General features: G+C 43.9%; 23 protein-coding genes. 11 read left to right on the plus strand and 12 right to left on the minus strand.

Annotated elements, in window-relative coordinates; genetic code table 11:
* Nucleotides 1-124 precede the first annotated feature (124 nt).
* The gene (locus tag A3IK_RS0101465) at nt 125-892 is read left to right on the plus strand and encodes a hypothetical protein (protein ID WP_020558181.1); all 768 of its coding nucleotides are present in this window, start codon (nt 125-127) and stop codon (nt 890-892) included.
* An 83-nt stretch (nt 893-975) separates the two neighbouring features.
* Here A3IK_RS0101465 and mnmE read toward each other — a convergent pair whose 3' ends face one another.
* Genes mnmE through rpmH form a run of 4 tightly spaced genes read right to left on the minus strand, consistent with a single transcriptional unit; the run spans nt 976 to nt 4,549 of the window.
* The gene (gene mnmE / locus A3IK_RS0101470) at nt 976-2,313 is read right to left on the minus strand and encodes a tRNA uridine-5-carboxymethylaminomethyl(34) synthesis GTPase MnmE (RefSeq protein WP_020558182.1); all 1,338 of its coding nucleotides are present in this window, start codon (nt 2,311-2,313) and stop codon (nt 976-978) included.
* Nucleotides 2,314-2,329: 16 nt separating this feature from the next.
* Nucleotides 2,330-3,991: a membrane protein insertase YidC gene (yidC, locus tag A3IK_RS0101475; RefSeq protein WP_020558183.1), complete on the minus strand. Its 1,662-nt coding sequence runs from the start codon at nt 3,989-3,991 to the stop codon at nt 2,330-2,332.
* A 26-nt stretch (nt 3,992-4,017) separates the two neighbouring features.
* Nucleotides 4,018-4,386, minus strand: coding sequence for a ribonuclease P protein component (rnpA, locus tag A3IK_RS0101480; protein ID WP_020558184.1), 369 nt, complete (start codon nt 4,384-4,386; stop codon nt 4,018-4,020).
* A gap of 28 nt (nt 4,387-4,414) precedes the next feature.
* Nucleotides 4,415-4,549: a 50S ribosomal protein L34 gene (rpmH, locus tag A3IK_RS0101485; RefSeq protein WP_020558185.1), complete on the minus strand. Its 135-nt coding sequence runs from the start codon at nt 4,547-4,549 to the stop codon at nt 4,415-4,417.
* Nucleotides 4,550-4,782: 233 nt separating this feature from the next.
* Here rpmH and dnaA point away from each other — a divergent pair, with 233 nt between their 5' ends.
* From dnaA to A3IK_RS0101520, 7 genes are all read left to right on the plus strand, one after another.
* Nucleotides 4,783-6,219 (plus strand): chromosomal replication initiator protein DnaA, encoded by a 1,437-nt coding sequence (gene dnaA, locus A3IK_RS0101490; RefSeq protein WP_020558186.1) that lies wholly within the window; start codon nt 4,783-4,785, stop codon nt 6,217-6,219.
* Nucleotides 6,220-6,465: 246 nt separating this feature from the next.
* The gene (dnaN, locus tag A3IK_RS0101495) at nt 6,466-7,569 is read left to right on the plus strand and encodes a DNA polymerase III subunit beta (protein WP_020558187.1); all 1,104 of its coding nucleotides are present in this window, start codon (nt 6,466-6,468) and stop codon (nt 7,567-7,569) included.
* A 22-nt stretch (nt 7,570-7,591) separates the two neighbouring features.
* Nucleotides 7,592-8,710 carry a DNA replication/repair protein RecF gene (gene recF / locus A3IK_RS0101500; RefSeq protein WP_020558188.1) on the plus strand — a complete coding sequence of 373 codons (1,119 nt, stop codon included), beginning with the start codon at nt 7,592-7,594 and terminating at the stop codon, nt 8,708-8,710.
* 14 nt (nt 8,711-8,724) lie between these two features.
* The gene (gene gyrB, locus A3IK_RS0101505) at nt 8,725-11,139 is read left to right on the plus strand and encodes a DNA topoisomerase (ATP-hydrolyzing) subunit B (protein ID WP_020558189.1); all 2,415 of its coding nucleotides are present in this window, start codon (nt 8,725-8,727) and stop codon (nt 11,137-11,139) included.
* An 80-nt stretch (nt 11,140-11,219) separates the two neighbouring features.
* Entirely contained in the window at nt 11,220-13,250 is a 2,031-nt protein-coding gene (locus tag A3IK_RS0101510; RefSeq protein ID WP_020558190.1) for a M3 family metallopeptidase, read from the plus strand.
* Nucleotides 13,247-13,720 carry a hypothetical protein gene (locus A3IK_RS0101515; protein ID WP_020558191.1) on the plus strand — a complete coding sequence of 158 codons (474 nt, stop codon included), beginning with the start codon at nt 13,247-13,249 and terminating at the stop codon, nt 13,718-13,720. The genes A3IK_RS0101510 and A3IK_RS0101515 overlap by 4 nt, the downstream gene beginning before the upstream one ends.
* A 216-nt stretch (nt 13,721-13,936) precedes the next feature.
* Nucleotides 13,937-14,830, plus strand: coding sequence for a hypothetical protein (locus tag A3IK_RS0101520; protein WP_162596600.1), 894 nt, complete (start codon nt 13,937-13,939; stop codon nt 14,828-14,830).
* 1 nt (nt 14,831) lies between these two features.
* On the opposite strand, the gene A3IK_RS0101525 is transcribed toward A3IK_RS0101520, so the two are convergent.
* Genes A3IK_RS0101525 through speA form a run of 4 tightly spaced genes read right to left on the minus strand, consistent with a single transcriptional unit; the run spans nt 14,832 to nt 18,261 of the window.
* On the minus strand, nt 14,832-15,368 hold the full coding sequence (locus A3IK_RS0101525; protein WP_020558193.1) for a gamma carbonic anhydrase family protein: 537 nt from the start codon (nt 15,366-15,368) through the stop codon (nt 14,832-14,834).
* Between the two features lie 29 nt (nt 15,369-15,397).
* Entirely contained in the window at nt 15,398-15,652 is a 255-nt protein-coding gene (locus tag A3IK_RS0101530) for a YcgL domain-containing protein (protein ID WP_020558194.1), read from the minus strand.
* An 8-nt stretch (nt 15,653-15,660) separates the two neighbouring features.
* Nucleotides 15,661-16,347, minus strand: coding sequence for a hypothetical protein (locus A3IK_RS0101535; protein WP_020558195.1), 687 nt, complete (start codon nt 16,345-16,347; stop codon nt 15,661-15,663).
* Nucleotides 16,348-16,371: 24 nt separating this feature from the next.
* Complete coding sequence (gene speA / locus A3IK_RS0101540) at nt 16,372-18,261, minus strand: biosynthetic arginine decarboxylase (RefSeq protein ID WP_020558196.1); 1,890 nt, start codon at nt 18,259-18,261, stop codon at nt 16,372-16,374.
* A 141-nt stretch (nt 18,262-18,402) separates the two neighbouring features.
* On the opposite strand from speA, the gene msrA reads away from it, so the two are divergent.
* Genes msrA through A3IK_RS0101555 form a run of 3 tightly spaced genes read left to right on the plus strand, consistent with a single transcriptional unit; the run spans nt 18,403 to nt 21,608 of the window.
* Nucleotides 18,403-19,038, plus strand: coding sequence for a peptide-methionine (S)-S-oxide reductase MsrA (gene msrA / locus A3IK_RS0101545; protein ID WP_020558197.1), 636 nt, complete (start codon nt 18,403-18,405; stop codon nt 19,036-19,038).
* A 48-nt stretch (nt 19,039-19,086) separates the two neighbouring features.
* Nucleotides 19,087-21,264, plus strand: coding sequence for a DNA helicase II (gene uvrD, locus A3IK_RS0101550; RefSeq protein WP_020558198.1), 2,178 nt, complete (start codon nt 19,087-19,089; stop codon nt 21,262-21,264).
* A gap of 14 nt (nt 21,265-21,278) precedes the next feature.
* Nucleotides 21,279-21,608: a hypothetical protein gene (locus A3IK_RS0101555; RefSeq protein ID WP_020558199.1), complete on the plus strand. Its 330-nt coding sequence runs from the start codon at nt 21,279-21,281 to the stop codon at nt 21,606-21,608.
* Nucleotides 21,609-21,639: 31 nt separating this feature from the next.
* On the opposite strand, the gene A3IK_RS0101560 is transcribed toward A3IK_RS0101555, so the two are convergent.
* The 4 genes from A3IK_RS0101560 to pdxH form a co-directional block, all read right to left on the minus strand.
* On the minus strand, nt 21,640-22,281 hold the full coding sequence (locus A3IK_RS0101560; RefSeq protein WP_020558200.1) for a precorrin-8X methylmutase: 642 nt from the start codon (nt 22,279-22,281) through the stop codon (nt 21,640-21,642).
* A gap of 15 nt (nt 22,282-22,296) precedes the next feature.
* A complete protein-coding gene (locus A3IK_RS0101565) occupies nt 22,297-22,929 on the minus strand; it encodes a M15 family metallopeptidase (protein ID WP_020558201.1) in 633 nt (210 codons plus the stop codon).
* Nucleotides 22,930-22,942: 13 nt separating this feature from the next.
* Entirely contained in the window at nt 22,943-23,773 is an 831-nt protein-coding gene (locus A3IK_RS0101570) for a DUF3298 and DUF4163 domain-containing protein (protein WP_020558202.1), read from the minus strand.
* A 139-nt stretch (nt 23,774-23,912) separates the two neighbouring features.
* A complete protein-coding gene (gene pdxH, locus A3IK_RS0101575; RefSeq protein WP_020558203.1) occupies nt 23,913-24,548 on the minus strand; it encodes a pyridoxamine 5'-phosphate oxidase in 636 nt (211 codons plus the stop codon).
* Nucleotides 24,549-24,729: the final 181 nt, after the last annotated feature.

The following is a 24,729-nucleotide window of genomic DNA, read 5'->3' on the forward strand; positions in this document are numbered from 1 at the left end:
GGTTAGTTAGCTCTGACCAAAAACCCGTTGATATCCCCCCATGCCTATTTATCTAGATTACAATTGCAGGGGCTGGTTTAGAAAGACCCAGCTTAAATGCTAATACTTAAAAGGAATTTGGACTATGGATATCAATGGAATTAACCCGTCCCACCGGATGGGTCAGGCTACAGCATTTGCAAAAAACCCACTTATGACCCCCTCCTCAACTCCCCATATTAATGCTTTTAATCACGCCTTACATGGTAATCAAAAATCACATGGCATGAAAAACAATCCTATGATCTCCGCCGGAGCACAGCAACTGGCTCAATTGCAACAGCAACAACAACTAATGCAAATGTTGCAAGGAGCGACTACTAATACTAACTCGCTGAATAACAACACTACTCTTCTAGGTGCTAGTATCAATAACACTACTCAGGGGAGTAGCACCTCTATACCCGGTAACGAGGCTTATCAAATAATCGATGCAGGATCGGGCGACAGTGTGAGTAATAGCGGACTCATTCCCAAACCAATCGCAGATATCCAAACTTTAAATCTAGGGGGTAAAAGCCTCAAAATTGGTGGAGATGGTACTTGTACTGCCGAGGAAGTGGCTGCAACCACGAAGGAAATCCAAAATCTATATGATAAAAGCCCTACTTTCAAAACTATGATCGATAGGTCAGCCAATTCTGCTCTTGAAGTTTCGGTCGGTCGCCGTGCTGATAATATTAGTTGGGGTGATAGTGAGGGACGGGTATTCATGAATATTAATAATGTCACGCCCGGTAACAGTGACAGATTCCAAGCTCTTATGGGGCACGAATTTGCGCATGCTACCATCGATATACCACATGGTAGTGTTCTAGAACAGATTCAAAACGCAGTGGCACAAGAAGCCTGACCCCTCGCTGGGCCGGAGTTCTGTTCCGGTCCCGCTGTCCTATGCTAGGTTAAACTCAGCTCATCTGCTGCATTAAACTTAAACTACTTGCCAATACAAAACGAACTAAAAATCACACCTAGCAAATCATCCGAAGTAAACTTCCCTGTAATCTGCCCTAAGGCTTCTTGCGCGATACGTAACTCTTCAGCCATCAGCTCACCTGCATTAAACACCCGCAACTGATACTCCGCACGTTCTACTGCTTGTTGCGTAGCCTCTAAAGCCTGCAAATGACGCCGCCGTGCAATAAAGGTATCCTCTTGCTCCCCTTGAAACCCCATGCGGGCTTTCAGTTCGGCTTTTAAGGCATCAATCCCTAGCCCTTGTTTAGCCGAGATATAGAGTTGCCCGTCCTGCTTACCGGCTACTTTACCGCTCAAATCCACCTTATTATGCACGGTTAAACGCGGCAAACGTTCGGGTAAACGCGCCACAATAGCCTCATTTTCAGGGTCATTAGCTTGTGTATCATCCACCAGTACTAATACCAAATCAGCCTTTTCCACCTCGCGCCACGCCCGCTCAATCCCAATACGCTCGACAGGATCATTGCTTTCACGTAAACCCGCCGTATCTACTAGGTGCAGTGGCATACCCTCTAGATTAATGCGCTCACGTAATACATCACGAGTTGTACCCGCAATATCCGTCACAATCGCCGTCTCCTGCCCCGCTAATGCATTTAATAGGCTCGACTTACCCGCATTAGGCCGCCCCACAATGACCAAATGCATACCCTCACGCAGCAGACTACCCTGGCGTGCTTTTTGAAAAATAGTATTCAGTTGGGATTTAATCCGTTCTAGTCGATCCGTCACCGCTTGATCCGCGAGAAAATCAATTTCTTCTTCGGGAAAATCGAGTGCAGCCTCCACATATACCCGTAACTCAATGAGTTCTTGCAATAGCCTATTAACCGCTTGGGAAAACTCCCCCTGTAGGGAGCGTAAGGCAGAACGAGCTGCTTGCTCTGAACTAGAATCAATCAGGTCTGCAATGGCTTCGGCTTGGGCTAAATCAAGTTTATCATTTAAAAAGGCACGCTCCGAAAACTCCCCCGGGCGCGCTAAACGTGCACCTAACTCGATGCAACGTTTAAGCAGCATATCCAATACCACCATTCCTCCATGACCTTGGAGTTCGAGGATATCTTCGCCTGTAAAGGAATGAGGAGCGGGAAAATACAATGCAATCCCATCATCCAGTGTGGATTGATCCGCTGCTAAAAAGCGGCGATGGGTAGCAAAACGCGGTTTAGGCAATGAACCTAAGATGGCACTCGCAATAGTAGGAACACGCGAGCCAGAGAGCCGGACTATTCCGACCCCACCGCGCCCAGGCGCTGTTGCAATGGCGACGATGGTGTCAGAATGATTCATGTCTATATCTCGTTAATTAAGCGTGTCCAATAATCTTATTATTAATAAACCACTGTTGGGCTATCGACAATACGTTATTGACTACCCAATACAAGACTAAGCCCGCTGGGAAGAATAAGAATAAGACAGTAAAGATGATTGGCATAAATTGGAAAATCTTTTGCTGCATAGGATCAGTAGGGGGTGGATTGAGCTTTTGTTGCACAAACATACTAATGCCCATGAGCAATGGCAGAATAAAGAAAGGATCCATCACAGATAAGTCTTTATACCAGAAAATCCAAGGCGCTTGACGTAACTCAACACTCTCGACCAATACCCAATACAACCCCATAAAGACAGGGATCTGAATCAGAATCGGTAAACAACCACCTAAGGGATTAATTTTCTCTTTACGATACAGCTCCATCATGGCTTTTTGCTTGGCTTGCGGATCATTGGCGTGGCGCTCATTGATCTCTTTCATGCGAGGAGCAAAGGCTTTCATCTTAGCCATAGACTTATAGCTAGCGGCGGAGGGATAAAAGAATAGAATTTTAATAAACAGGGTCAATAGGATAATTGTCCAACCCCAGTTACCAACAGCGCTATGAATGTGCTGCATGAGCCAGAAAATAGGCTTAGAAACAAAGGCAAACACGCCATAGTCAACCGTCAGATCTAAACCTTTAGCTAACTTTTCTAGGTTATCTTGATCCTTAGGGCCGACATAAAATTGAGAGGAAAAGGTATCCTTCGCGCCGGGTGCAACTTGATGGACGGGGCCTGTGGCACCTAGGATATAAGCTTTATTCCCTAATTGGGTTACACCCCTACTAGAGTAACTAGTCTGCTCAGTTTGATTCGGAATCCAAGCACTCACAAAGTAGTGTTGTAATACAGCGACCCAGCCACCTGTGGTTTTTAGATCAATGGGTTCGCTTTCCATATTCGCAAAGGCAATTTTAGTGTACTTATCCTGATAGTAGTAAGCCCCACCATTATACGCCTGTATACCTCCTAACATAGAGCCAGCGGCAATGGCTGGACCATGTTTAATTTGGCGGTATTCTGAGCCTGACCAGAGTTGGTTAGAGTTATTTTGTACTTCGTGCTGCACCTGTAAATTAAAATCACCACGTTTTAAAACATAACGTTTAGTGACTTGTACACCATTAGCACCTGTCCAAGTCAGAGGAACTACTAATTCATTTTGCCCATCGGCTAAGGTATAAGCGGTTTGTGCTGCACTATACAAGGCTTGATGATTAGGTGCTAAACCTTCGGTATTTTGCCCAGCAATTGTGGTATGTAATAACCCTGATTGAGCCACATAGTTGCGACCGTTCTGGTCTAAAATCTGAGTGGGTTGGTCTTTTTGCTCTAGACTAATGGGATAGGTAGGTAAACCCGCTTCAATAATATCACCACCTTGGGTGCTGATTTTGAGATGAAGCACATCGGTCTTAATCGTAATGACTTGAGCCTGACTATTAGTAGCTACCGTGTTATTAGCGGTATTAAGTGCTGTATTAGGAACCTCACCTGCTGCACTAGCGGTGGTGGTATTAGTTGCCGTACTGGTGACACCATTAGGGGCAGGCACTGGTTTAGGGGCGTGTTGAGTTTGCCAAGCACTCCATAACATAAAGCCTAAAAAAATTAGGGTCAGATACAGAAGGGGGCGTTGAGTATCCATACTATCCTCATACTGAGTAGTAGATATTAATTAAGACGGGGTCGATTCGAATACTGGCGCTGCACCTGTTGCCAAAGGAGATCAAGCTGTTGGGATATATCAGAATTGGGCATACCCAAGAGTGAGGGCTGGCTTAGTATCACAATATCAACCGCAGGGAGTTTAGATTGATAATGGCGAAAACTTTCCCGTGCAAGCCGTTTTACCAAATTACGATCAACTGCACGGCGTAAGTTACGTTTGGAAATCGCTAAACCTAACCGTGCATATTGAACATCATTTTCGCGGACTCGAACCATTAAGCCCTGCCCACTGAGTCTACGGTGTCGACCGCGCTCAAAAACGTGTTGAAATTCGCCCGGACGTGTCAGCCGCAAATGGCGCGGAAAATCCATCACAGTCGATGATCAACCTGTTATTAAATTAAGGAATTAATAGTGCACGGCCTTTAGCGCGACGAGCACTTAATACTTTACGCCCATCCGCAGTTTTCATGCGAGCGCGAAAACCGTGGGTACGAGCACGGCGCAGATTACTAGGTTGAAATGTTCTTTTCATGACAATGCTACCAAACTTAGAGTGTTATATGGGGCGCATCTGCACCTACAGATACCCATAAAAAGGCAAAGAAAAATACTTGATCACCTTAGTAATGTCAACTTTTGTTTTCTGGTCAGACCTATCTTAGTGCCTGTGGATAACTTGTGGATAACTTGCCGCAAAGGCTATACTTATCCACAGGAATGTCCCTCCTCTCCATCCCGATTGACTCATACAGGCCCTTTGTCATTATGCTTTGGCAACATTGCTTACAGCAACTCGAACACGAATTCCCCCATCAAGAAATTAATACTTGGTTACGTAGTCTTTATGCCGTAGAACAAGAAGGTGCTTTATATCTATTGGCACCCAATCCTATTGTCTTACAACAAATTCATGATAATTACCTACCCCGTATTGTTTATCATGTACGCCTATTATCAGGTAATCAAAATTTTGATGTAATGTTACAAATAGGCTCGCGCCAAACAGCAATACCCCAAGCCCCAGAAAAGGCTAATATTGCAGTTACTCTACCCTCAAATACTCTACCTAACCATGCTAGTAATAGTGATAATTTAGCCTCTAATCAAACTAAAACAGAAGCTATTGTTACTGCCAGCTCCGCTAATCAGACCGTTACCCCTTTAAACACTGATCGCTTTATTAGCTCATTAAATAGCAAAATGACCTTTTATAATTATGTCGAGGGTAAGTCTAATCAATTAGCTTGTGCAGCGGCTCAACAAGTCTCCGAAAACCCTGGCAAGTCCTATAATCCATTATTTATTTACGGTGGTGTCGGTTTAGGGAAAACCCATTTAATGCATGCCATTGGCAATAAAATTCTAGAATATAAAGCAGATGCACGCGTTATTTATGTTTATGCAGAACGTTTTGTTAATGACATGATTAATGGTTTACGTACTTCACGTATTGAAGACTTTAAGCAATATTATCGTAGTGCTGATGCCTTATTAATTGATGATATTCAATTCTTTGCTAATAAAGAGCGCTCTATGGAAGAGTTTTTCCATACTTTCAATGCACTTTTGGAGCATCAAAAGCAAATTATTATTGCCAGTGATCGATTCCCCGGTGATGTTGAAGGTATTGATGATCGTTTACGCTCACGCTTTGGTTGGGGATTAACGGTTTCAGTGGAACCACCCGATTTAGAAACTCGTGTCGCTATTCTACGTAAAAAGGCTGAGGATAGTCAGTTAATTATTCCTAGCGATGCTGCTTTTTTTATTGCTAAACGCTTTAGAACCAATATTCGTGATTTAGAAGGTGCATTACAGCGGGTTATAGCGAGTATGAGACTACGTTGTGTACATACTCTCACCTTAGAGTTTGTAGAAAGCGCACTAAGAGATCAAATTGCTCATTTTGATAAATTAGTTTCAGTGACCAATATTAAAAAAGTTGTTGCACAATATTATAATATTCGTGTAGCAGATTTAGATTCACAGCAACGTAATCGTGTTATAGCACGGCCTCGGCAAATTGCTATGGCGCTAGCTAAAGAACTGACAACCTCTAGCTTGCCAGAGATCGGGCAGGAGTTTGGAGGACGAGATCATACGACCGTACTACATGCCACACGGAAAGTTGCAGAGCTGAAGGAGGGTGATAGCCAGATCGAAGAAGACTATCGAATTTTAGTCAAATTGCTTACAAATTAGGCAATTTGCCTGTGGATAAGTCTGTGGATAAGCCTGTGGATATCCTGTGGATATCCTGTGGATAACATGTGGATAACTCTGTTATCCCTACTTATCCACAATTTGTCCACAGCTTATCCACAGCTTATCCACAGACTTATCCACAGGCAAAAAGATAAGTAAAACAAATGTTTAAACCACTTATCCACAGATTTTGTGCTTGCCTATTATTATTATTATCTAATATATATTTAAGAAGTATTATTAATGAAGTTCACACATTCACGCGAAACTTTACTCGAAGCTCTACAAGCTACACTGAGTGCTATCGAGAAAAAACAAACAGCTCCTATCTTGGAAAATGTGCTTATTCAAGTCCGTGATGGAGCTATCCATTGGCGTGGTACTAACCTCGAACTAGAGGTTGCTATCAGTACACCCATCATTGATGCCACATTAGGTGAAGTAACTTTACCAGCTCGTAAATTATTTGATATTTGTAAATCACTTCCACCTGAAAGTATGATTGAGTTTAATATTGAAGATAATCGAGCTAAAATCAGTTGTGGACGAAGTCGCTTTGAGTTAATTGCTTTACCAGCGAGTGAATTTCCTGATTTAGAAGATATTCAAATCAATCATGAGTTCATGATTCCAGAAAATATCTTTAAGCAATTATTTGATAGCGTTAGTTTTGCTATGGCTAACCAAGATGTACGTTATTATTTGAATGGTTTGCTATTAGAACTTATACCTACTCATGTTCGTTCAGTTGCAACCGATGGGCATCGTTTATCTTTATACACTTACCAAATGCCGACTCATGTGAGTGATAAAATTCAGATTATTGTTCCACGCAAAAGTATTTTAGAGCTGACAAAGTTATTACGTTCGGATAATCAAACTAATATTAAAATACAACTAAGCAATAACCATCTACGCGTACAATTAGATCATTTACGTTTTACCACTAAATTAGTGGATGGTCGTTATCCTGATTATCAAGCAGCAGTTCCTCCTCAAGGTAAAATTCGAGTTGAAATAGATCGCAAAGAGTTGAAAGAGGTATTAGCACGGGTAGCTATTCTATCAAATGAAAAATTTAGAGGTGTTAGATTAGAGCTAGATAATAATAAACTCAGAGTTCAATCTAATAATCCAGAGCAAGAGTCAGCTCAGGATGAAATTGATGTTTTATATCAGGGTGAAGAGTTTAGTATTGGCTTTAATGTAAATTATTTATTAGATGCAGTAAATCACTTAGATAGTGATTCCATGTATATGAACTTTAACTCACCCGAAAGTAGTGCCTTAATTACTGACCCACATAATGATAATATTCGTAATGTAGTCATGCCCATTCGTTTGTAATGTAAATGTCTAGGTTATTATTGTGTACTTAGAGCAGATTACGATAGAAAATTGTCGCTCGATTCGACAGGCTACTTTAGGCTTATCGCCTCGGGTTAATTTTATTCGTGGTAATAATGCTGCGGGAAAATCTAGTATCTTAGAGGCTATACATATTTTATCCACTGGGCGCTCATTTAGAACGCCCCGGATACAAGAAGTAATCCAACAAGGTAAAAACCATGTTTTAGTAGCCGCAAAACTAATTTCAGAGAGTTATTCACAAACTTATCCACAGGGTTATCCACTAGGGATTCAAAAAACACCTCGTACTACCCATATTCGCATTAATCATCAGGATGTGAAGCAACAGGCAGAGCTGACCCGTCATTTACCCTTTGCGATTATTCATCCTGAGACTTTGAGTTTGATTACCGGGGGGCCTGCGATACGGCGGGCGTTGGTGGATTGGATTGCGTTTTATCGTGATGCGGAGTTTCATGAACTTTGGCGACAATATCAGCGGGTGTTGCAACAACGAAATGCGTGCTTACGAGACAGTGCTCAACGCTATGCTTTAGGTTACTGGACAGAGCAGCTTATAAAACTAGTGCCTATCCTTCACCAGAAGCGTTTTGACGCATTAAAATGGTTAGGGCTAGGGGTAGAGCACTATAAACATTTAATCGCGTCTATGGGCCTTATAGAGCTAAAACTATCAACGGGCTTTCCTGCGTATTTAGATACTACCCAGCCACAAGAAATGCTATACTTTCTGCAGTCCAAACAACAGCAGGAAATGGCACAAGGATTTAGCTTGTACGGTGCTCATCGGGTTGACTTACATATCCAGTTAGCGGGTCAGTTAGCCGAGCGTGTAGCCTCTAGGGGTGAGTTAAAATTATTAAGTATTGCTTTTTTATTAGCCAAAAGTTACGCCATTGCTGATCAAGCACCAGAACGTGGACTGATTGGTGTTGATGATTTAGCAGCTGAATTAGATGATACTAATCAATTACTTTTGTATGAAACCTTACTCACCACCCAACAACAATTAGTCATCACAGGAACCCGATTACCCACGCTAATAAATCCGGCTGTAACACCAGCTAGTTTGTTTACTGTTCAACAAGGCGTCATTACGCCAGAAAGCACATTTTGACTTTAGGAAATCCTATGTCTGAGAAAACTTACGACTCATCCAATATTAAAGTTTTAAGAGGTTTAGACGCTGTTCGTAAGCGCCCAGGGATGTATATTGGCGACACGGACGATGGTACAGGTTTACACCACATGGTGTTTGAGGTGGTGGATAACTCCATCGATGAGGCTTTAGCCGGGCATTGCTCAGAAATCAAAGTTGAGTTATTTAGCGATGGTTCCGCTAAAGTCACGGACGATGGACGGGGCATTCCAGTGGATATTCACCCTGAGGAGGGAGTATCAGCGGCAGAAGTGATTATGACCATTCTGCATGCTGGCGGTAAGTTTGATGATAATTCTTATAAAATTTCGGGCGGCCTACATGGAGTTGGGGTTTCGGTCGTTAATGCACTCTCTGAAGAGTTAGAATTAACTATTCGTCGAGAAGGTAAGGTTTACCACCAAGTTTACCATTTGGGTGAACCACAAGAATCACTGAAAGTGATTGATAATACGACAGGTACGGGCACCTCCATACGCTTTAAACCCAGCCCGATAATTTTTACTCAAACCGAGTTTCAGTATGACATTTTAGCTAAGCGTTTACGTGAACTATCGTTTTTAAACTCTGGAGTAAAAATTCATCTGATTGATCGCCGTAATGAGGGGCGTGAGGATATTTTTGAGCACAAAGGTGGGATTAAGGCCTTTGTTGATCATTTGAACCGTAAAAAAACCTCTTTACACCCCTCGATTATCCATTTTGAGGGCGTCAAAGACGGGATTGGGGTTGAGGTAGCATTACAGTGGAATGATTCCTATCAGGAAAGTGTGCTGTGCTTTACCAATAATATTCCTCAACGGGATGGTGGAACGCATCTATCCGGCTTTAGAGCGGCGTTGACCCGAACCCTAAATCAATACATTGAGAGCGAAGGGCGAGCCAAAAAAGAAAAAATCCAGCCCACCGGTGATGATGCACGGGAAGGACTAATGGCTGTGTTGTCGGTTAAGGTGCCTGATCCTAAATTTTCATCACAGACCAAGGAGAAATTAGTCTCATCCGAAGTTAAAAATGCGGTCGAATCGGCTATGGTAGAGCATTTGCAGGCTTTTCTATTAGAAAATCCGGCAGAAGCTAAAGCCATTGTGAGCAAAATTCTTGAGGCGGCTCAAGCCCGCGAAGCAGCTCGTAAAGCACGTGAAATGACTCGGCGCAAGGGTGCATTGGATATTGCAGGCTTGCCCGGAAAACTAGCCGATTGCCAAGAAAAAGACCCTGCCCTCTCCGAATTATTTCTAGTGGAAGGTGATTCTGCGGGTGGTTCAGCTAAGCAAGGCCGAGATCGGCGTACTCAGGCGATTTTGCCTTTAAAGGGTAAAATCTTAAACGTAGAAAAAGCTCGTTTTGACAAAATGCTAGGCTCCGCTGAGGTGGGGACTTTAATTACAGCACTCGGTTGTGGCATTGGCAAAGAAGATTATCAGCCAGATAAATTGCGCTATCATCGCGTTGTCATTATGACGGATGCGGATGTGGATGGTTCACATATTCGTACTTTGCTCTTGACCTTTTTCTATCGTCAAATGCCTGAGTTAATTGAGCGCGGTCACATCTACATTGCTCAACCTCCCCTCTACAAAGTTAAACGGGGTAAGCAAGAGCAATATGTTAAAGATCAGGCTGAAATGGAGATTTATCTGACTCGTTTAGCACTAGATGAAGCTCACCTATATCTAAGTGCAGATACTCCAGCCGTAAGTGATGGGGCTTTAGAGACTTTAGTTCAGCAATACAATACTACGCGTCAGGTTATCAATCGCTTAGCACGTCGCTATGATCGTGATTTATTAGAGGCTTTACTATTCCAGCCTTTGCTGGTTGCTGATACAGATTTACACGCCGAGCAATTAAGCGCTTGGGTAGCAACGGCACTAGAAGGACTGAATCGCCACAGTACAGGTGAACGTACCTATAGCAGTGAGTTGTATAAAACCGATAATGAGAGCTGGCAGGTTGAGGTCAAGATCTATCAACATGGTTTAGATCACCCGGTAAAGCTTGATCAAGACTTCTTCCAAATGCCCGAAATGAAATTGCTCTTGCGTATGAATCGAGAGCTAGAGGGATTGTTGGGTGAAGGTGCCTATATACAACGGGGCGAGCGTAAACAAGCTGTTAAGCGTTTTGATGAAGTAGTCACTTGGCTCACGCAAGAGGCCAGTCGTGGGTTAACGATTAGCCGTTATAAAGGCTTAGGCGAGATGAATCCTGACCAATTGTGGGAAACTACCATGAACCCTGATGCTAGACGTTTGCTACAGGTACGCATTCAAGATGCTTTTATCGCAAATGAAGTGTTTACCACGTTGATGGGTGATCAGGTAGAACCACGGCGTGAGTTTATTGAAAGCAATGCGCTAACCGTTTCTAATCTTGATATTTAAACTAGGTTTCATGTGAAACATTGAAGCGAGTAGAGTTGCCCATATATTGCAAGATACTCGCTTTTTCTTTGGGGCAATCTATGAAAAATCTGCTACTGAATATTCCCACTTTACCTAACTTTGGTGAGGTAAAGGCCGACGATATCACTCCTTTTGTGGACATGTGCTTGACCCAAGGGCGTCAGGTATTAGCCGAACGTTTACAACAAACGGCTTTCACTTGGGATAATTTAATATTGCCGCTGAATACAACTAATAACCAGCTAGAAAAAGGTTGGTCAGTAGTGGGGCATTTAAATGGTGTCGCAAATACTGAGGCGCTGCGGGATGCTTATAATGCTAACCTTGGTAAACTCAGCGACTATCATACGGAGATGGGACAAAACAAAGCCTTTTTTGAAGCCATCCAAGCTATTCGTAAGAATGACTCCAGCCTAGATAATGCTCAAAAGAAAAGCCTTGATGATAGTTTGTTGTCTTTTAAATTGAGTGGTGTAGCACTAGCAGAGGCACAAAAACAACGCTTCAGAGAGGTTTCACAAGAGCTATCCCAACTAACCTCAAAGTTTTCCGATAATGTGTTAGATGCGACACAAGCCTGGATAAAACAAGTAACTGATAAAAATGAGCTGCTAGGTTTGCCAGAGTCTGCTTTAGAAATGGCGCAACAGACAGCACAACAGCGCAATGTAGAGGGCTGGGTATTTACCCTAGATTTTCCTTCCTATAGTGCGGTGATTACCTATGCGGACAATCGTGCTTTACGCGAGGAAATGTATAAAGCCTATTCTACTCGTGCCTCAGATCAAGCAGCTAATACCCAATTTGATAATAGCCAACTGATGCAGCAAATCTTGAAGTTGCGTCAAGAAGAGGCCGAGCTATTAGGTTATAACAATTACGCTGAGTTATCGTTAGCGACTAAAATGGCGGATAGCCCAGCCGAGGTGATTGCCTTTTTAGAGGATCTTGCGCAACGTAGTAAACCCTTTGCAGTAAAAGAATTTGCTCAAGTACAAGCCTTTGCTAATACCCTAGGTATTGATGAATTGCAGGCATGGGATGTGCCCTATGTGAGCGAAAAAATACGGCAAAAGGATTATGACTTTAATGATGAAGACCTAAAGCCCTATTTCCCCGTAGATAAGGTTTTGAATGGGTTATTTGAGCTATTAGGGCGCTTGTATCAAGTACGTTTTGAACAAAAAAACGATGTGAATATCTGGCATCCTGATGTACGTTTTTATCACGTTTATAATGCCCAAAACGAATTACAAGCAGCCTGTTATATTGATCTCTATGCCCGTCAGCATAAACGCGGTGGCGCATGGATGGATTCGTTTTGTGGGCGTTTTAAACGGGAAGATGGGGTGCAAATTCCGGTTGCGTTTATGGTTTGTAATAGTGCGCCCCCGGTGGGAGAAAAGCCTGCCCTATTTACCCATGATGAAGTGGTAACCTTATTCCATGAGTTTGGACATGGGCTGCATCATATGCTGACTCAAGTCGATTATCCGGAAATTGCGGGCATCAATGGAGTCGAGTGGGATGCCGTGGAACTACCGAGTCAATTTATGGAAAATTGGTGCTGGGAGCGTGAAACACTCGATCTCATGACCGGACATTGGCAAACCGGCGAAAAGTTACCCGAAGCATTGTTGCAAAAAATGCTTGCCGCGCGTCATTTCCAATCTGCCATGATGATGGTACGTCAATTAGAGTTTGCGCTCTTTGATTTGAAATTACATAGCGCTCCCGATGCGGCTCAGGAAGGGCGTATTTACGAGCTACTCAAGCAAGTCCGCTCAGAAGTCGCGGTGATAAAATATCCCTCTTATAATCGTATGCCTAATAGCTTCACGCATATTTTCGCAGGTGGTTATGCAGCAGGCTATTACAGCTATAAATGGGCTGAAGTGTTGTCTGCGGATGCGTTTGCCCGTTTTGAAGAAGAGGGTTTATTTAACCCTAAGGTGGGTGAGGCATTTAAGCGTGAAATATTAGAAATGGGCGGGTCACGTCCTGCAATGGAGTCTTTTATTGCCTTTCGTGGCCGTAAACCTTCGATTGATGCCTTACTACGTCATAGTGGTTTACAGTCAGCCGCATGATGGGCAAGAGGTATTTGTGGGGGCTAGGCATTATTCTAGCCCTAATCACAGGTGCAGCAGTTGGGTGGTGGTTTAGCTACCCAACTACCTCGGAACTAGTGTTAAGTGCAGAGTCCTGTGATCTAAATCAGGTAGCTTGTACGACTAGTGAGTCTGATGGTTTAGCTATCCAATTGACTCTTACCCCTAAACCAGTCCCCACCTTAAAACCCATTATGGTAAGCGCCGAGCTATCAGGGTTTACAACGCCCCCCACAAAAATACAGTTCGTATTGGAGGGGCGTAATATGTATATGGGGTTTCAAAAGGCATGGTTAGAGCGTCAAGGTTCCTCTTTCCATTACACCGGTACAGTACTGATTCCCACTTGTGAGCAAAGCGCTATGGAGTGGAAAGTAACCTTACTAATGCCCCCGAATCAGCCCATTCATCGCGCCGAGTTTTATATGCAAACCCAACATACTCGCTAATGAGTGTTCGTACCTAATTCAACCATTAAGCCCAATAACCCTACCCTTCATCCCATTCTAGCTCTCTTTCTTTCCATCTCTATGCTTTGCTTAAAGTAGTGACTCTGAAATTAACAACAGGTAGTTCACATTACTAAGCTTGGGTTTGCTACAACACCATTAGTTATGAAATGATAATATTTTTGTTCTAGCACTCCCTTTAAAGCAAGGATTGCTATGATGATCAAAAATAATTCTTATTGCTTGATGACAACTGCTCTAGCAACAGGGCTAGGTGTCACCTCTTATAGTCTAGCGGCTAGTTGGGTTATGGATTACTTAGAATCTAACCCTACTATTTCCCATTATATCCCTCCTCTAGATCATGGAAGCATCGATATGAATAGTGCCACTCACACTCAAGCTAATGTGGTGCTTGCCGCAATAACGCCTCGTAATATGAGTTTAGTAGGAGAGCGTATTTCATGGACGATTACCGCCTTAGATGGTGAGACTATGGGCAAGATTTACAGCCTACAAGGCGCTAATCAACGCCTTAACCTACCCAAAGGTCTATATCGGGTCACGCTAATCATAGGTGCCTATCGCTCTACTAAAACTATTAAGATTGATGCTAAACAGCCGCACGAAGAACGTTTTATTGCAGATATTGGACGTATTGTGGCTCAGGCTAATGAGTCGGTGGTTTGGACGATTGAGCCACTAGAGGGTGGTAAAATTATCCATCTTGCCGAGCGCTCTACTATTAGTCTCGTCGTAGGAAGTGGCTTATATAAAGTAGATGCTAGTTTAAAAGGGCTACATCGTGCGGAGCGGGTTCGAGTCACTCAAGGGAGTCAGGTTGAGTCTAATTTGTTTATTCCAGCCGGGCGGGTCAATTTGATTGCTACTCGTGATAATGCTCCCCTATTTCGCCCTACAACTTGGAATATTTACCGAATTGAAAATGGCGAGCGGCGCGAGGTAGGGGAGTATAATCGCCATGTTCAGGCGGTCACTATGCCCCCCGGACACTATGAAGCAGTCGCCAAATCAGAAAATATTGTGCGCTCACGTGAGTTTTGGGTGGGGAGTGGCGCAACCAATGATGTGCAAGTCCCCATGGATTAGTTCATTCAGAGGCTAAAGTACGTTTAGCCAATTTGCTATAGTGCTCGGCGGAATACTTTAAAAAAGCTCGCTCTTGCTCGGTCAAAGGGCGAGCTTTTTGCACTGGATTACCCTTCCATAAATAGCCCCCCTCCAGTGTTTTTCCCGGAGGAACTAGGCTTCCTGCTCCAATCATGACCTCATCTTCAATCACCACATTATCCATCACAATCGCCCCCATACCGATGAGGCAACGATTGCCAATGGTGCAGCCATGTAAAATAACACGATGCCCAATCGTCACCTCATCGCCAATCGTGAGTGCAAAACCTTCCATGCGGCTAAAAGCACTACCATGGGTGACATGCAAGATAGAGCCATCTTGCACATTAGTACGTGCGCCAATGGTAATGATATTAATATCACCCCGAATCACCACCATAGGCCACACCGAGCTATCCGCTCCAATCGTGGTTTGTCCACTGACATAGGCACTTTTATCAATATAGGCGCTAGGATCAATAGTCGGGGTATGTTGCTCAAAGCGTTGAATAGTCATAAAAATTCCTAGTTATAGTAGGGATAGCGTCAATGTACCCTAGTTGCAGCCAAGTCGGCGGGCGGTAATTGCAAATAAAACCCATGTTCTGTTAAGTGGCGTATTACCTCAGCACTATTACCTTGAGCCAAAGGTTTATCAGGTTGAAGATCAAACTCAAAAGAGAAATAGGCACTACCTAATAAACGCATTAAACCCTCTGGTACCCGACTAAAATCGTCACGCTCTGTTAAAAACAGATAGGCTCCTTGCTTGCGTTGGCTGCGATAAATATAACACTGCATACAATACCTTAATACTTAAGTACTTCAATAGATTGAATATATCGAGTCTCTAGTTCTTGGGTTTGAGTTTGACCATGGAGGTTTTGTTCAATGCGGAGCATTTTATCAGTTGCCTCAAGCAAACGCCCTTCTATCCACTTTTGGTCACTACGTCTAATACGGAGTGATTGACCGATATAATGATTCGCAGCCGATAGCTCAATAGGTTGAAAACCCATTTGATATAGAGCATTACTCGGCAGTTCATGTTGAGCACCTGTTTCGGTAGGCATATTACTCGTTGATGAAGTCGTGTTAGGCGGAAGGGAAACGGTTGAAATAGGGATAGGGGATATATTTACTTCTTGAGTGACAGTCTCTGGGGGTTCTTGGTCACCCTGCGAAGGCGAGAGCATGGGGCTGAGTTTTTGAGTAAACCAATGATTACCCAAAAGCCTTTGCATATTCTGCCCCGCTTGGCTATTCACACTCACGCCCCAAGCACCCACCGCTAATAAGATCCCTACCAGCCCCGTGAAAAACCAGCCACGCGCCCGATGCCAAATAGTCGGTAAAATTAATAGATTGAGCACCGGAACCATAGCCACAATGCCCGTAACGAAGTGATGACGAAATCCCGCAATGGTGATCATGAGCCAAGCCAGCGCGATGAGTAACATCCCTAATGCTAAGGCAATCAACAGTGCATATTCCATGGACATAACCCTCTTGTTATCGTTTTAATCTTCCAAATACGTATAATCAGTGAGACTGGCCTCAACTTCACGTTGGAGTGCTTTGAGCCGCTCAGGATCGCTAACCGTAGCAGCGAGTTTTTTACGACATTGTGCCAGCAAGTCCTTTGGCTCAAAATGAACCATACCCAATAATTCTGCAATTGTGTCCCCACTTTCTGGTTCTTGGAGGCGATATTCACCGTTACTTAATAATTCTACGTTGATCGAATCGGTATCGCCGAATAAGTTGTGTAAATCACCTAAAATTTCCTGATAGGCTCCGACCATGAAAATACCTAATAAGTAAGGTTCGGTATCAGATAATTCATGTACGGCTAGCGTACTGGTGAGCTGCCCATTTTCTACATAAGTGTGTACTGCACCATCTGAATCACAAGTTAAATCTTGTAATACTGCCCGACGAGTGGGGGCTTCTTGCAGACGATGTAGCGGCATAATGGGGAATAATTGCTTAATCGCCCACGCATCCGGCATAGATTGAAACAGCGAAAAATTGCAGAAATACTTATTGGCTAGTTTTTCTTGTAGCGCACTATGAATACTCGCAGAAAGGGTTTGGCTGAGGGCAGGATTATAGAGCAGCTCTAAACCAATAGCACGATAGGTTTCCTCCGCCTGAGCACGCTGTTGTAAATGAATCACTCCCCTTGCATATAAAGCATGCACTTCACTTATTAAAAACTCGGCATCATGATAAATTTCTGAGGCAGGAATGTGGTGTAATTGCGTGTAAAGACGATAGATATTATGCAGTACTTGTGCCGCATCGGGTTCGGGTTCTACCACGCGTGGGGTGGTTTCAGGCTGGGCAGGGTCGGTATCAATCACATTAGTAATTAAAACAGCATGATGTGCTGTCATAGCTCGACCCGCTTCAGTAATAAAATCAGGTAGGGGTAAGTCATACTCCGTACAAACACTATGCACACTCCGTACAATCGTATTAGCATATTCCTGCATAGTGTAGTTAATCGAACAATCACTACGTGAGCGCGAACCTTCATAATCGACGCCTAAACCGCCCCCTACATCGACTACACCAATGGGCGCACCTAGACGACAAAGCTCAGCAAAATAATGACTCGCTTCCAGCATGCCGCTTTGAATATCACGAATATTAGCGATTTGTGAACCCATGTGGAAATGCAGGAGTTGTAGACAGTGCAGTTTATTGGCTTGTTTTAATATCTCTAACATGTGTAGAGCTTGTGCTGCAGAGAGGCCAAATTTAGATTTTTCACCGCCAGTATTTTGCCATTTACCTTTACCTAAAGAGTAAAGACGTACTCGAATACCAAATAAGGGTTCAATACCTAGCTTTTCTGCTTCTTCTAGCGCTTCGGTTAGTTCGGAAGGTTTTTCGACCACAATAAAAATGCGGTGTCCCATCTGCCGCCCAATTAATGCTAAGCGTAGATACTCGCGGTCTTTATAGCCATTACAAATAATCGTACTACCATTCGGAGCACTTCCTAACACTGCGACTAATTCGGGTTTACTCCCCGCCTCTAAACCGACTTGCTCTCCGCCCCCTTGTAAAATGTGCTGGATGACACTTTTTTGTTGATTAACTTTAATTGGGTAAATGGCGGTATAGCGGCTGTGTTGCCCGGTGCTCTCGATGGCTTGATTAAAGGCTTTTTGTAGTCGTTGGACACGATCATGCACAATATCGGTAAAGCGAATCAGTACTGGCCAACGTAAACCATCGGTTTTCAAACGGTGAGCGAGCTGATAAAGGTCTACCTGACACTCTGGTTGGTTGGGCAAGCCCATAACGACATGACCCGCGTCATTAATGCCAAAATAGCCATTGCCCCAGTGTTGCACCCCATAGACGCGTCGTGCGGTGTCAAGATTCCAAGTTGTCATAATCGGTTTACCTTTGCCTAAGATAACCGCAAGAATAACGGCATTCCGCCAGACTGAGAAGTATTTATGTCATTAGTAGGTTTTAGTGGTATACGATCTTAACCTTAATGTTGCTTCTCCTATTGATGATGAAGGTGATATATGTTCCGAGTTTTTAAAAAAGCTGAAATGCCCAGTCCCGATGCAGCACTCCCTGGACGCAGTACCGCAATGCCTATTACTAATCGGCATTATGTCACTGCTCACCCCCTTAAACCCCCATTCCCTACCACCTTACAACAGGCCGTTTTTGGTATGGGATGTTTTTGGGGAGTAGAGCGTAAGTTTTGGCAACAAGAAGGCGTTTATACCACCGCCGCAGGTTATGCTGGTGGCTATACGCCTAACCCTACTTACGAGGAGGTTTGCTCTGGACTCACCGGACATAATGAAGTGGTATTGGTAGTATTTGATCCTGCTGTGATTGAGTATCAGGATTTATTAAAAGTATTTTGGGAATCCCACGATCCCACCCAAGGCATGCGTCAAGGTAATGATGTGGGAACCCAATATCGCTCCGGTATCTATGTCTATACACCAGAGCAACGAATTGAGGCTGAGGCTAGTCTACATGCTTATCAAGCCGCTTTAGCTAAGGCAGGTTTGGGTAAGGTGACGACAGAAATTATCGATGCGCCTGAGTTTTATTATGCTGAGGATTATCATCAGCAGTATCTGGCAAAAAATCCTAATGGCTATTGTGGGTTACGTGGAACGGGTGTGAGTTGTGTGAATTAGTGGGTGTGCCCCTTTAGAGCTAGCCTTAATTTAAGTTACAATAGCGCCATGGACATATCCCCACTCATTAATGATCTCAATAAACCCCAACGTGATGCGGTCGGCTTACCTGCACAATCTGCTTTAATATTAGCAGGAGCAGGTAGCGGTAAAACACGTGTGTTGGTACATCGTATTGCTTGGCTGATTGAAGTCGAGCAACTGTCGCCTTTTAGTATTTTAGCCGTGACCTTTACGAATAAAGCAGCGGCTGAAATGCGCGGACGTATTCAAGCGCTGCTGGGTGTTCCCATTGGTGGGGCTTGGGTTGGCACCTTTCATGGCTTGGCTCATCGTTTATTGCGTATGCACTGGCGCGAAGCTGGACTGCCGCAAACCTTTCAAATCCTCGATGCCGAAGATCAGATTCGGATGATTAAGCGAGTACTCCGAGCGTTGGAGTTGGATGAGGCACTCTGGCAACCGCGCCAAGTCGCCTATTTTATCAATAATGCTAAAGATGCTGGCTCGCGCCCACAGCATATTGAGGATAAAGGTGATTTTTCCATTACGCAAATGACGCGTATTTATGCTGCCTATGAAGAGGCTTGTCAGCGGAATGGTGTGGTAGATTTCGCTGAATTATTACTGCGCTCACTAGAGTTATTACGAGATAATTTAGAGCTACAAGCTCATTATCGCGCGCGTTTTAGGCATATCCTCGTTGATGAGTTTCAAGATACCAATGCGTTGCAATATGCTTGGCTGCGCCTACTAGCGGGTGAGCAAAATTCCGTTTTTGCAGTGGGTGACGATGATCAGTCTATCTATGGCTGGCGGGGCGCTAAGATTGAAAATATTCGCAATTTTACCCAAGATTTTAAAAACTGTGCGGTTATCCGCTTAGAACAAAATTATCGTTCCACGGGAAACATTTTGCAGGCTGCGAATACCTTGATTGCTCATAATCGGGGGCGAATGGGTAAAAACCTCTGGACGGACGATGCTGAGGGCGAGCTGATTCAGTTATATGCAGCTTACAATGAGGGAGACGAGGCGCGTTATGTCGCAGCACAGATTGAACAATGGCTAGCGAAGGGGGGAACACGCTCAGAGATTGCCGTGTTATATCGCTCTAATGCTCAATCTCGTGTCTTTGAGAGTACCTTTAATGAGCGACGTATTCCCTATCGTGTCTACGGGGGCTTGCGCTTTTTCGAGCGAGCAGAAATCAAGGATGCATTAGCTTATTTACGTTTAGTCACTAATCGTCTCGATGATGCCTCGTTTGAGCGCATTGTGAATCATCCGCCCCGTGGTATTGGTGAGCGTACCGTTGATGCCTTACGCATTTATGCTCGTAGTACCGGTAAATCCTTATGGGAGGCGGCGCAAGAATCGGAGCAGTTGGGTGAGTTAAGTTCACGTGCTACAGGAGCGATTAAGCGCTTTTTGCAGTTGATTGAACTCATGGGCAATGATATTGCACCCCTACCCTTAGCCGAGCAAGTGGAAATCGTGATTGAGCTTGCCGCCTTAAAAGAACATTTTAAAGCCAAAGAGCCAGGTGAGGCCGGTCAGGCACGTACCGATAACTTAGACGAGCTGATTACGGCAGCTCATAGTTATAGTTATGTGCGTCAAGAAGATATGCCAGAGATGGAGCCATTATCAGCTTTCCTTGCTCACGCCACATTAGAGGCTGGTGAGGGACAAGGTGAGCAAGGTGATGATTGCGTGCAAATGATGACGCTACATTCGGCTAAGGGGTTAGAGTTTCCCTTAGTATTTTTATGTGGCTTGGAAGAGGGATTATTCCCGCATCAGATGTCTGCAGATGATCCTGCTCGCTTAGAGGAAGAGCGGCGGCTGTGTTATGTGGGTATTACTCGTGCCGAACGGCAATTGATTCTTACCTATGCAGAGCAGCGTCTATTACATGGCTCGACACGTTTTAATCCTATCTCTCGTTTTATCCGTGAATTACCAGAGGGCTTAATTCACGAGGTACGCCCTAAAGTCAAAGCTTATGCTAGTCGTGGAGTTGCGACAGCATCAAAATCTATGCTACCCCAAGCCGCTGCTGAGGGGTATCGTGTAGGGCAACGGGTACGCCATGCGAAATTTGGCGAGGGTGTCATTACTAATGCGGAAGGGTCAGGGCAGTCTGCTCGTGTGCAAGTCTCCTTTCGCAAGGAAGGTAGTAAGTGGCTAGTCTTGGGCTATGCCAATCTTGAGATTATTTAATTAGAGGTGTAGGGATGAAAGCGATAGTGTTAAGCGCAGTCTTTGCAGGGGTATTATTATCGGGTTGTGGTGGTGAACCGAGTGCAACACCCGCCGATCAGAATAAAACGGGCGCAACAAACCCCACTGCTACAACAGTGGCCTGTACTGAAGAGTTACAGCGTTGTCCAGATGGTACAGCGGTAGGACGTAATCCTGCCAATAGTTGCGCCTTTGATGCCTGCCCTAATGGTCAAGCAGCGGTAGAGGAAAAGGTTTGTACTATGGATGCAAAAATGTGCCCTGATGGTTCATCCGTTGGGCGTGATAGCGCGAATAATTGTGAATTTAAACCGTGTAAATAATACGAGTACATAGGTTTTAATATCTCACTATTCAAATATAAATGCCTTTCTGGATTTTCAGTAAGGCATTCATAATACTACTAGCAAACATACTCCCCCCCCAACGGCCCTCGATTAAAATATACTCTATCTCCATCTCTTGATAGAGATCCATGAGTAATTGTTTCGCTTCAGTCGTTTGTAAAAACCCTGCGGGGGTGGCGATGATTAAAGCCGGTCGAGCAGACTCCTCTTCCTTAATAATTTCCAATAGGCGAAAGAGTGCTGTACTCGACTCACCTAATAAGCAAATGGCTCCTTTTAAATACCTGCGCCAATACTCAATCGAGGTCATAGAACGCGTTTGCTTTTTGGCTTTGGCTTGAGAAATGACTACAGCTTTATTAATGAAGCTTAAAGGCTCTTGATAGAGTAAATCGCTTTGTAAACCGCTCGTGACGGTATCAAAGTCATATAAAATCGGGGCATAGTGGCGAATCGCATACTTAGCCGTTTCAATTGCTTTGGGACTAAAACGTAAACGCTCTGCAATTAATGGCTCACCACAGGCGCGTATCACCGGCAAAACGACTTGCTGTTGTTCTAGCGTAAACCGTTCTAAGGGTACGAGCTCACGAATTTTTTCATAGGTTTGTTGTTCAATACGTTCAGGGTCACGTTGATAGTGCAGCATGCTCAGGTCTCAACCCTATTCTACGATAAAGTCAAAATAGTGTTCTGGGTAGGGTTCATTATTTAAAGTAAAGTGCCACCATTCTAACTCGAAACCATGAAAGCCGTGTTGCAACATAATGGAGCGCAGTAACAAGCGATTGTTGCGTTGGGTTAGCGTTAGTTCGGGATAATCAGGGGCAGCGGATAGGCCAAACACATCAAATTCAGTCCCCATATCCAACTCTTGCCAACCGTGCTCAGTGTGAGTAGCGAGGGTTAAATCTACGGTACTGCCTCGCATATGACTAGAACGAGTGGCGATATAACCTTGCTCGAATAATTGCCGCTTGGTCATATTAGGATAAAAGCGCTGCTGGAGAGTTGGATCTTCGGGCTGATAAGACCAATCAATAAAATGCTGCACCGCTCGCTTAGGACGATAGGCATCGAAAATATATAGTGATAAACCCCAAGGCTGAATAGCGGTTTGTACTTGAGCGAGAGCAGTAGCGGCTTGATGTGTAAGCCATGCATTATTCGCCTGATAACCCGTAACAACCGTACCGGTAAAGTTATTGTTGGTGCTATAGCGTAAATCTTGCAGAATGCTAGGAGCGAGGGCTTTGAGTTCTACAAAATTGGCTGGACGTTGAGTATGATCAAACATGGTTGTTAACGAATTAGGATTTAGGTTTAACAGTAGCTAATGGGCCATCAGCACGAATTAAGTTAGGAATATCGTCATAGTGAATCACCAGTTCAGTAGGACCGAGTGCATAGGGTGCTATTTCATAACTATTAAAATAAAAGACTAAGCCCTCTGGCGTGACACCCACATTATCATTCACCGCAAAATGTTCATTGGGAAACTCATAGCCCGCATCCGCTAAGGTTTCATTCGCAGGGATTTTTTTATCTGCGCGGAAGATACGTTCACCAATACTATTAAGTTCGTCTTCGTAACCATTATTGAGTAAATCACTAAGCTTATAAGGCTTACCACTTTGACGACTGAGTAGGTAATACGTTTGTCCTGAAGCCGGATGAGCGCCCCCCATATAGCTAAACTCACTGAATTTTAGGGTGAGTATTTGATCGTTGCTAAATACGAGTTCCATGGCGCGATCTAATGACCAAGGTGTACTGATATCCGGTTGTTTGAGATACTCATCGATAAATAGACTCGCTAGCTCTTCGGCATTCTCAGCCTGCTTACCGTCCTCAACTTCATAATTGAGTGTTTCTTCACTAATAAACTGATTAATTTGTTTAATAATTGGGTTAGTATCAGCCCCGTCGAATTCTGGATAGCGTACTTTCACACTGGCACAGAGACCATCTTCATTGGAGGCTAGTGGCTCTGTTTTGCAGTCTTTACCCCCTTGTTTTTGATGGCTAATCGTTTGATAGGCTAGATTGCCAGCATTTGCAGTATCTGTTGAATTACATCCTGTCAGTAACGTGGCACTGCATAGGATAATTAGCCTAGTAAAAGTTGCTAGCCGATACATATGGTATATCCCTATTAGTTAATTATTTAAGCATCAGCATACTGGAATTAGCACTAAAAAGCTCTCACCATCCACGCTAGATTTAATGTTCCACGGGAAACATAGCAAATTCAGTGGAGCGTATTATATTGGAAGTGGATTATGGGGCTAAACGCTGGATATCCCATTGCCCTTGCTGCATACGATACTCAAAGCGGTCATGTAGACGATTAGGACGCCCCTGCCAAAACTCAAACGTATCAGGCACTATCCTAAAGCCACCCCAAAAATCTGGCAGAGGGATGGTGCCCTCTTTAAATTTATTCTTCATTTCATTCAGTTTAATTTCTAGCACTGAGCGTGAGGTAATGATATTACTTTGTGCCGATACCCAAGCGCCTAGCTGACTACCACGGGGACGACTAGTGAAATATTTTAATGATTCTAGTGACGATACCTTTTCAGCTCGCCCAGTGATTTCAACTTGTCGCTCTAGTTCCTTCCAGAAAAACAATAATACTACCTGTGGATTTTGAGCGATGTCCTGTGCCTTTTGGCTATGATAGTTGGTGTAAAATACAAAGCCTTGTTCGTCAAACGTTTTGAGTAAAACAGTGCGTAAGGAGGGGCGGCCTGTGCTGGAGACCGTGGCAATTTGCATAGCATTGGGTTCTAGTACTTGGCCTGAAGTGGCTTGTTGAAACCAGATTTCAAATTGTTTAAAGGGATCGAGCGCTAGTGTCGCTCGTTCTAGACCGGCCTTAGTATATTCTTGACGTAACTCACTTAAATCCATGACCATCTCTTTCCAATTTAACAAGTCTAACGAGTGTAGTGAATCACTAGAAAAAACAAAAGAAAAAAGCCAGATCAAATGATCTGGCTAAAAGGGCACAAAGGAAGGGCTAGAACCTTTGTGCCAATTAGAGTCCCGTAGGACTCTAGGGGCTAACAAACAAGGGTAATTCGGTTTTAAG

Origin of the sequence: Thiofilum flexile DSM 14609 (assembly GCF_000380185.1) — a bacterium.
GTDB lineage: Bacteria > Pseudomonadota > Gammaproteobacteria > Thiotrichales > Thiotrichaceae > Thiofilum > Thiofilum flexile.

Bases quoted from the DNA above. Each gene is read 5' to 3' on its own strand.
- A3IK_RS0101465 (WP_020558181.1), top strand. From the start codon at position 125: ATGGATATCAATGGAATTAACCCGTCCCACCGGATGGGTCAGGCTACA.
- mnmE (WP_020558182.1), bottom strand. From the start codon at position 2,313: ATGAATCATTCTGACACCATCGTCGCCATTGCAACAGCGCCTGGGCGC.
- yidC (WP_020558183.1), bottom strand. From the start codon at position 3,991: ATGGATACTCAACGCCCCCTTCTGTATCTGACCCTAATTTTTTTAGGC.
- rnpA (WP_020558184.1), bottom strand. From the start codon at position 4,386: ATGGATTTTCCGCGCCATTTGCGGCTGACACGTCCGGGCGAATTTCAA.
- rpmH (WP_020558185.1), bottom strand. From the start codon at position 4,549: ATGAAAAGAACATTTCAACCTAGTAATCTGCGCCGTGCTCGTACCCAC.
- dnaA (WP_020558186.1), top strand. From the start codon at position 4,783: ATGCTTTGGCAACATTGCTTACAGCAACTCGAACACGAATTCCCCCAT.
- dnaN (WP_020558187.1), top strand. From the start codon at position 6,466: ATGAAGTTCACACATTCACGCGAAACTTTACTCGAAGCTCTACAAGCT.
- gyrB (WP_020558189.1), top strand. From the start codon at position 8,725: ATGTCTGAGAAAACTTACGACTCATCCAATATTAAAGTTTTAAGAGGT.
- A3IK_RS0101510 (WP_020558190.1), top strand. From the start codon at position 11,220: ATGAAAAATCTGCTACTGAATATTCCCACTTTACCTAACTTTGGTGAG.
- A3IK_RS0101515 (WP_020558191.1), top strand. From the start codon at position 13,247: ATGATGGGCAAGAGGTATTTGTGGGGGCTAGGCATTATTCTAGCCCTA.
- A3IK_RS0101520 (WP_162596600.1), top strand. From the start codon at position 13,937: ATGATGATCAAAAATAATTCTTATTGCTTGATGACAACTGCTCTAGCA.
- A3IK_RS0101525 (WP_020558193.1), bottom strand. From the start codon at position 15,368: ATGACTATTCAACGCTTTGAGCAACATACCCCGACTATTGATCCTAGC.
- A3IK_RS0101530 (WP_020558194.1), bottom strand. From the start codon at position 15,652: ATGCAGTGTTATATTTATCGCAGCCAACGCAAGCAAGGAGCCTATCTG.
- A3IK_RS0101535 (WP_020558195.1), bottom strand. From the start codon at position 16,347: ATGGAATATGCACTGTTGATTGCCTTAGCATTAGGGATGTTACTCATC.
- speA (WP_020558196.1), bottom strand. From the start codon at position 18,261: ATGACAACTTGGAATCTTGACACCGCACGACGCGTCTATGGGGTGCAA.
- msrA (WP_020558197.1), top strand. From the start codon at position 18,403: ATGTTCCGAGTTTTTAAAAAAGCTGAAATGCCCAGTCCCGATGCAGCA.
- uvrD (WP_020558198.1), top strand. From the start codon at position 19,087: ATGGACATATCCCCACTCATTAATGATCTCAATAAACCCCAACGTGAT.
- A3IK_RS0101555 (WP_020558199.1), top strand. From the start codon at position 21,279: ATGAAAGCGATAGTGTTAAGCGCAGTCTTTGCAGGGGTATTATTATCG.
- A3IK_RS0101560 (WP_020558200.1), bottom strand. From the start codon at position 22,281: ATGCTGCACTATCAACGTGACCCTGAACGTATTGAACAACAAACCTAT.
- A3IK_RS0101565 (WP_020558201.1), bottom strand. From the start codon at position 22,929: ATGTTTGATCATACTCAACGTCCAGCCAATTTTGTAGAACTCAAAGCC.
- A3IK_RS0101570 (WP_020558202.1), bottom strand. From the start codon at position 23,773: ATGTATCGGCTAGCAACTTTTACTAGGCTAATTATCCTATGCAGTGCC.
- pdxH (WP_020558203.1), bottom strand. From the start codon at position 24,548: ATGGATTTAAGTGAGTTACGTCAAGAATATACTAAGGCCGGTCTAGAA.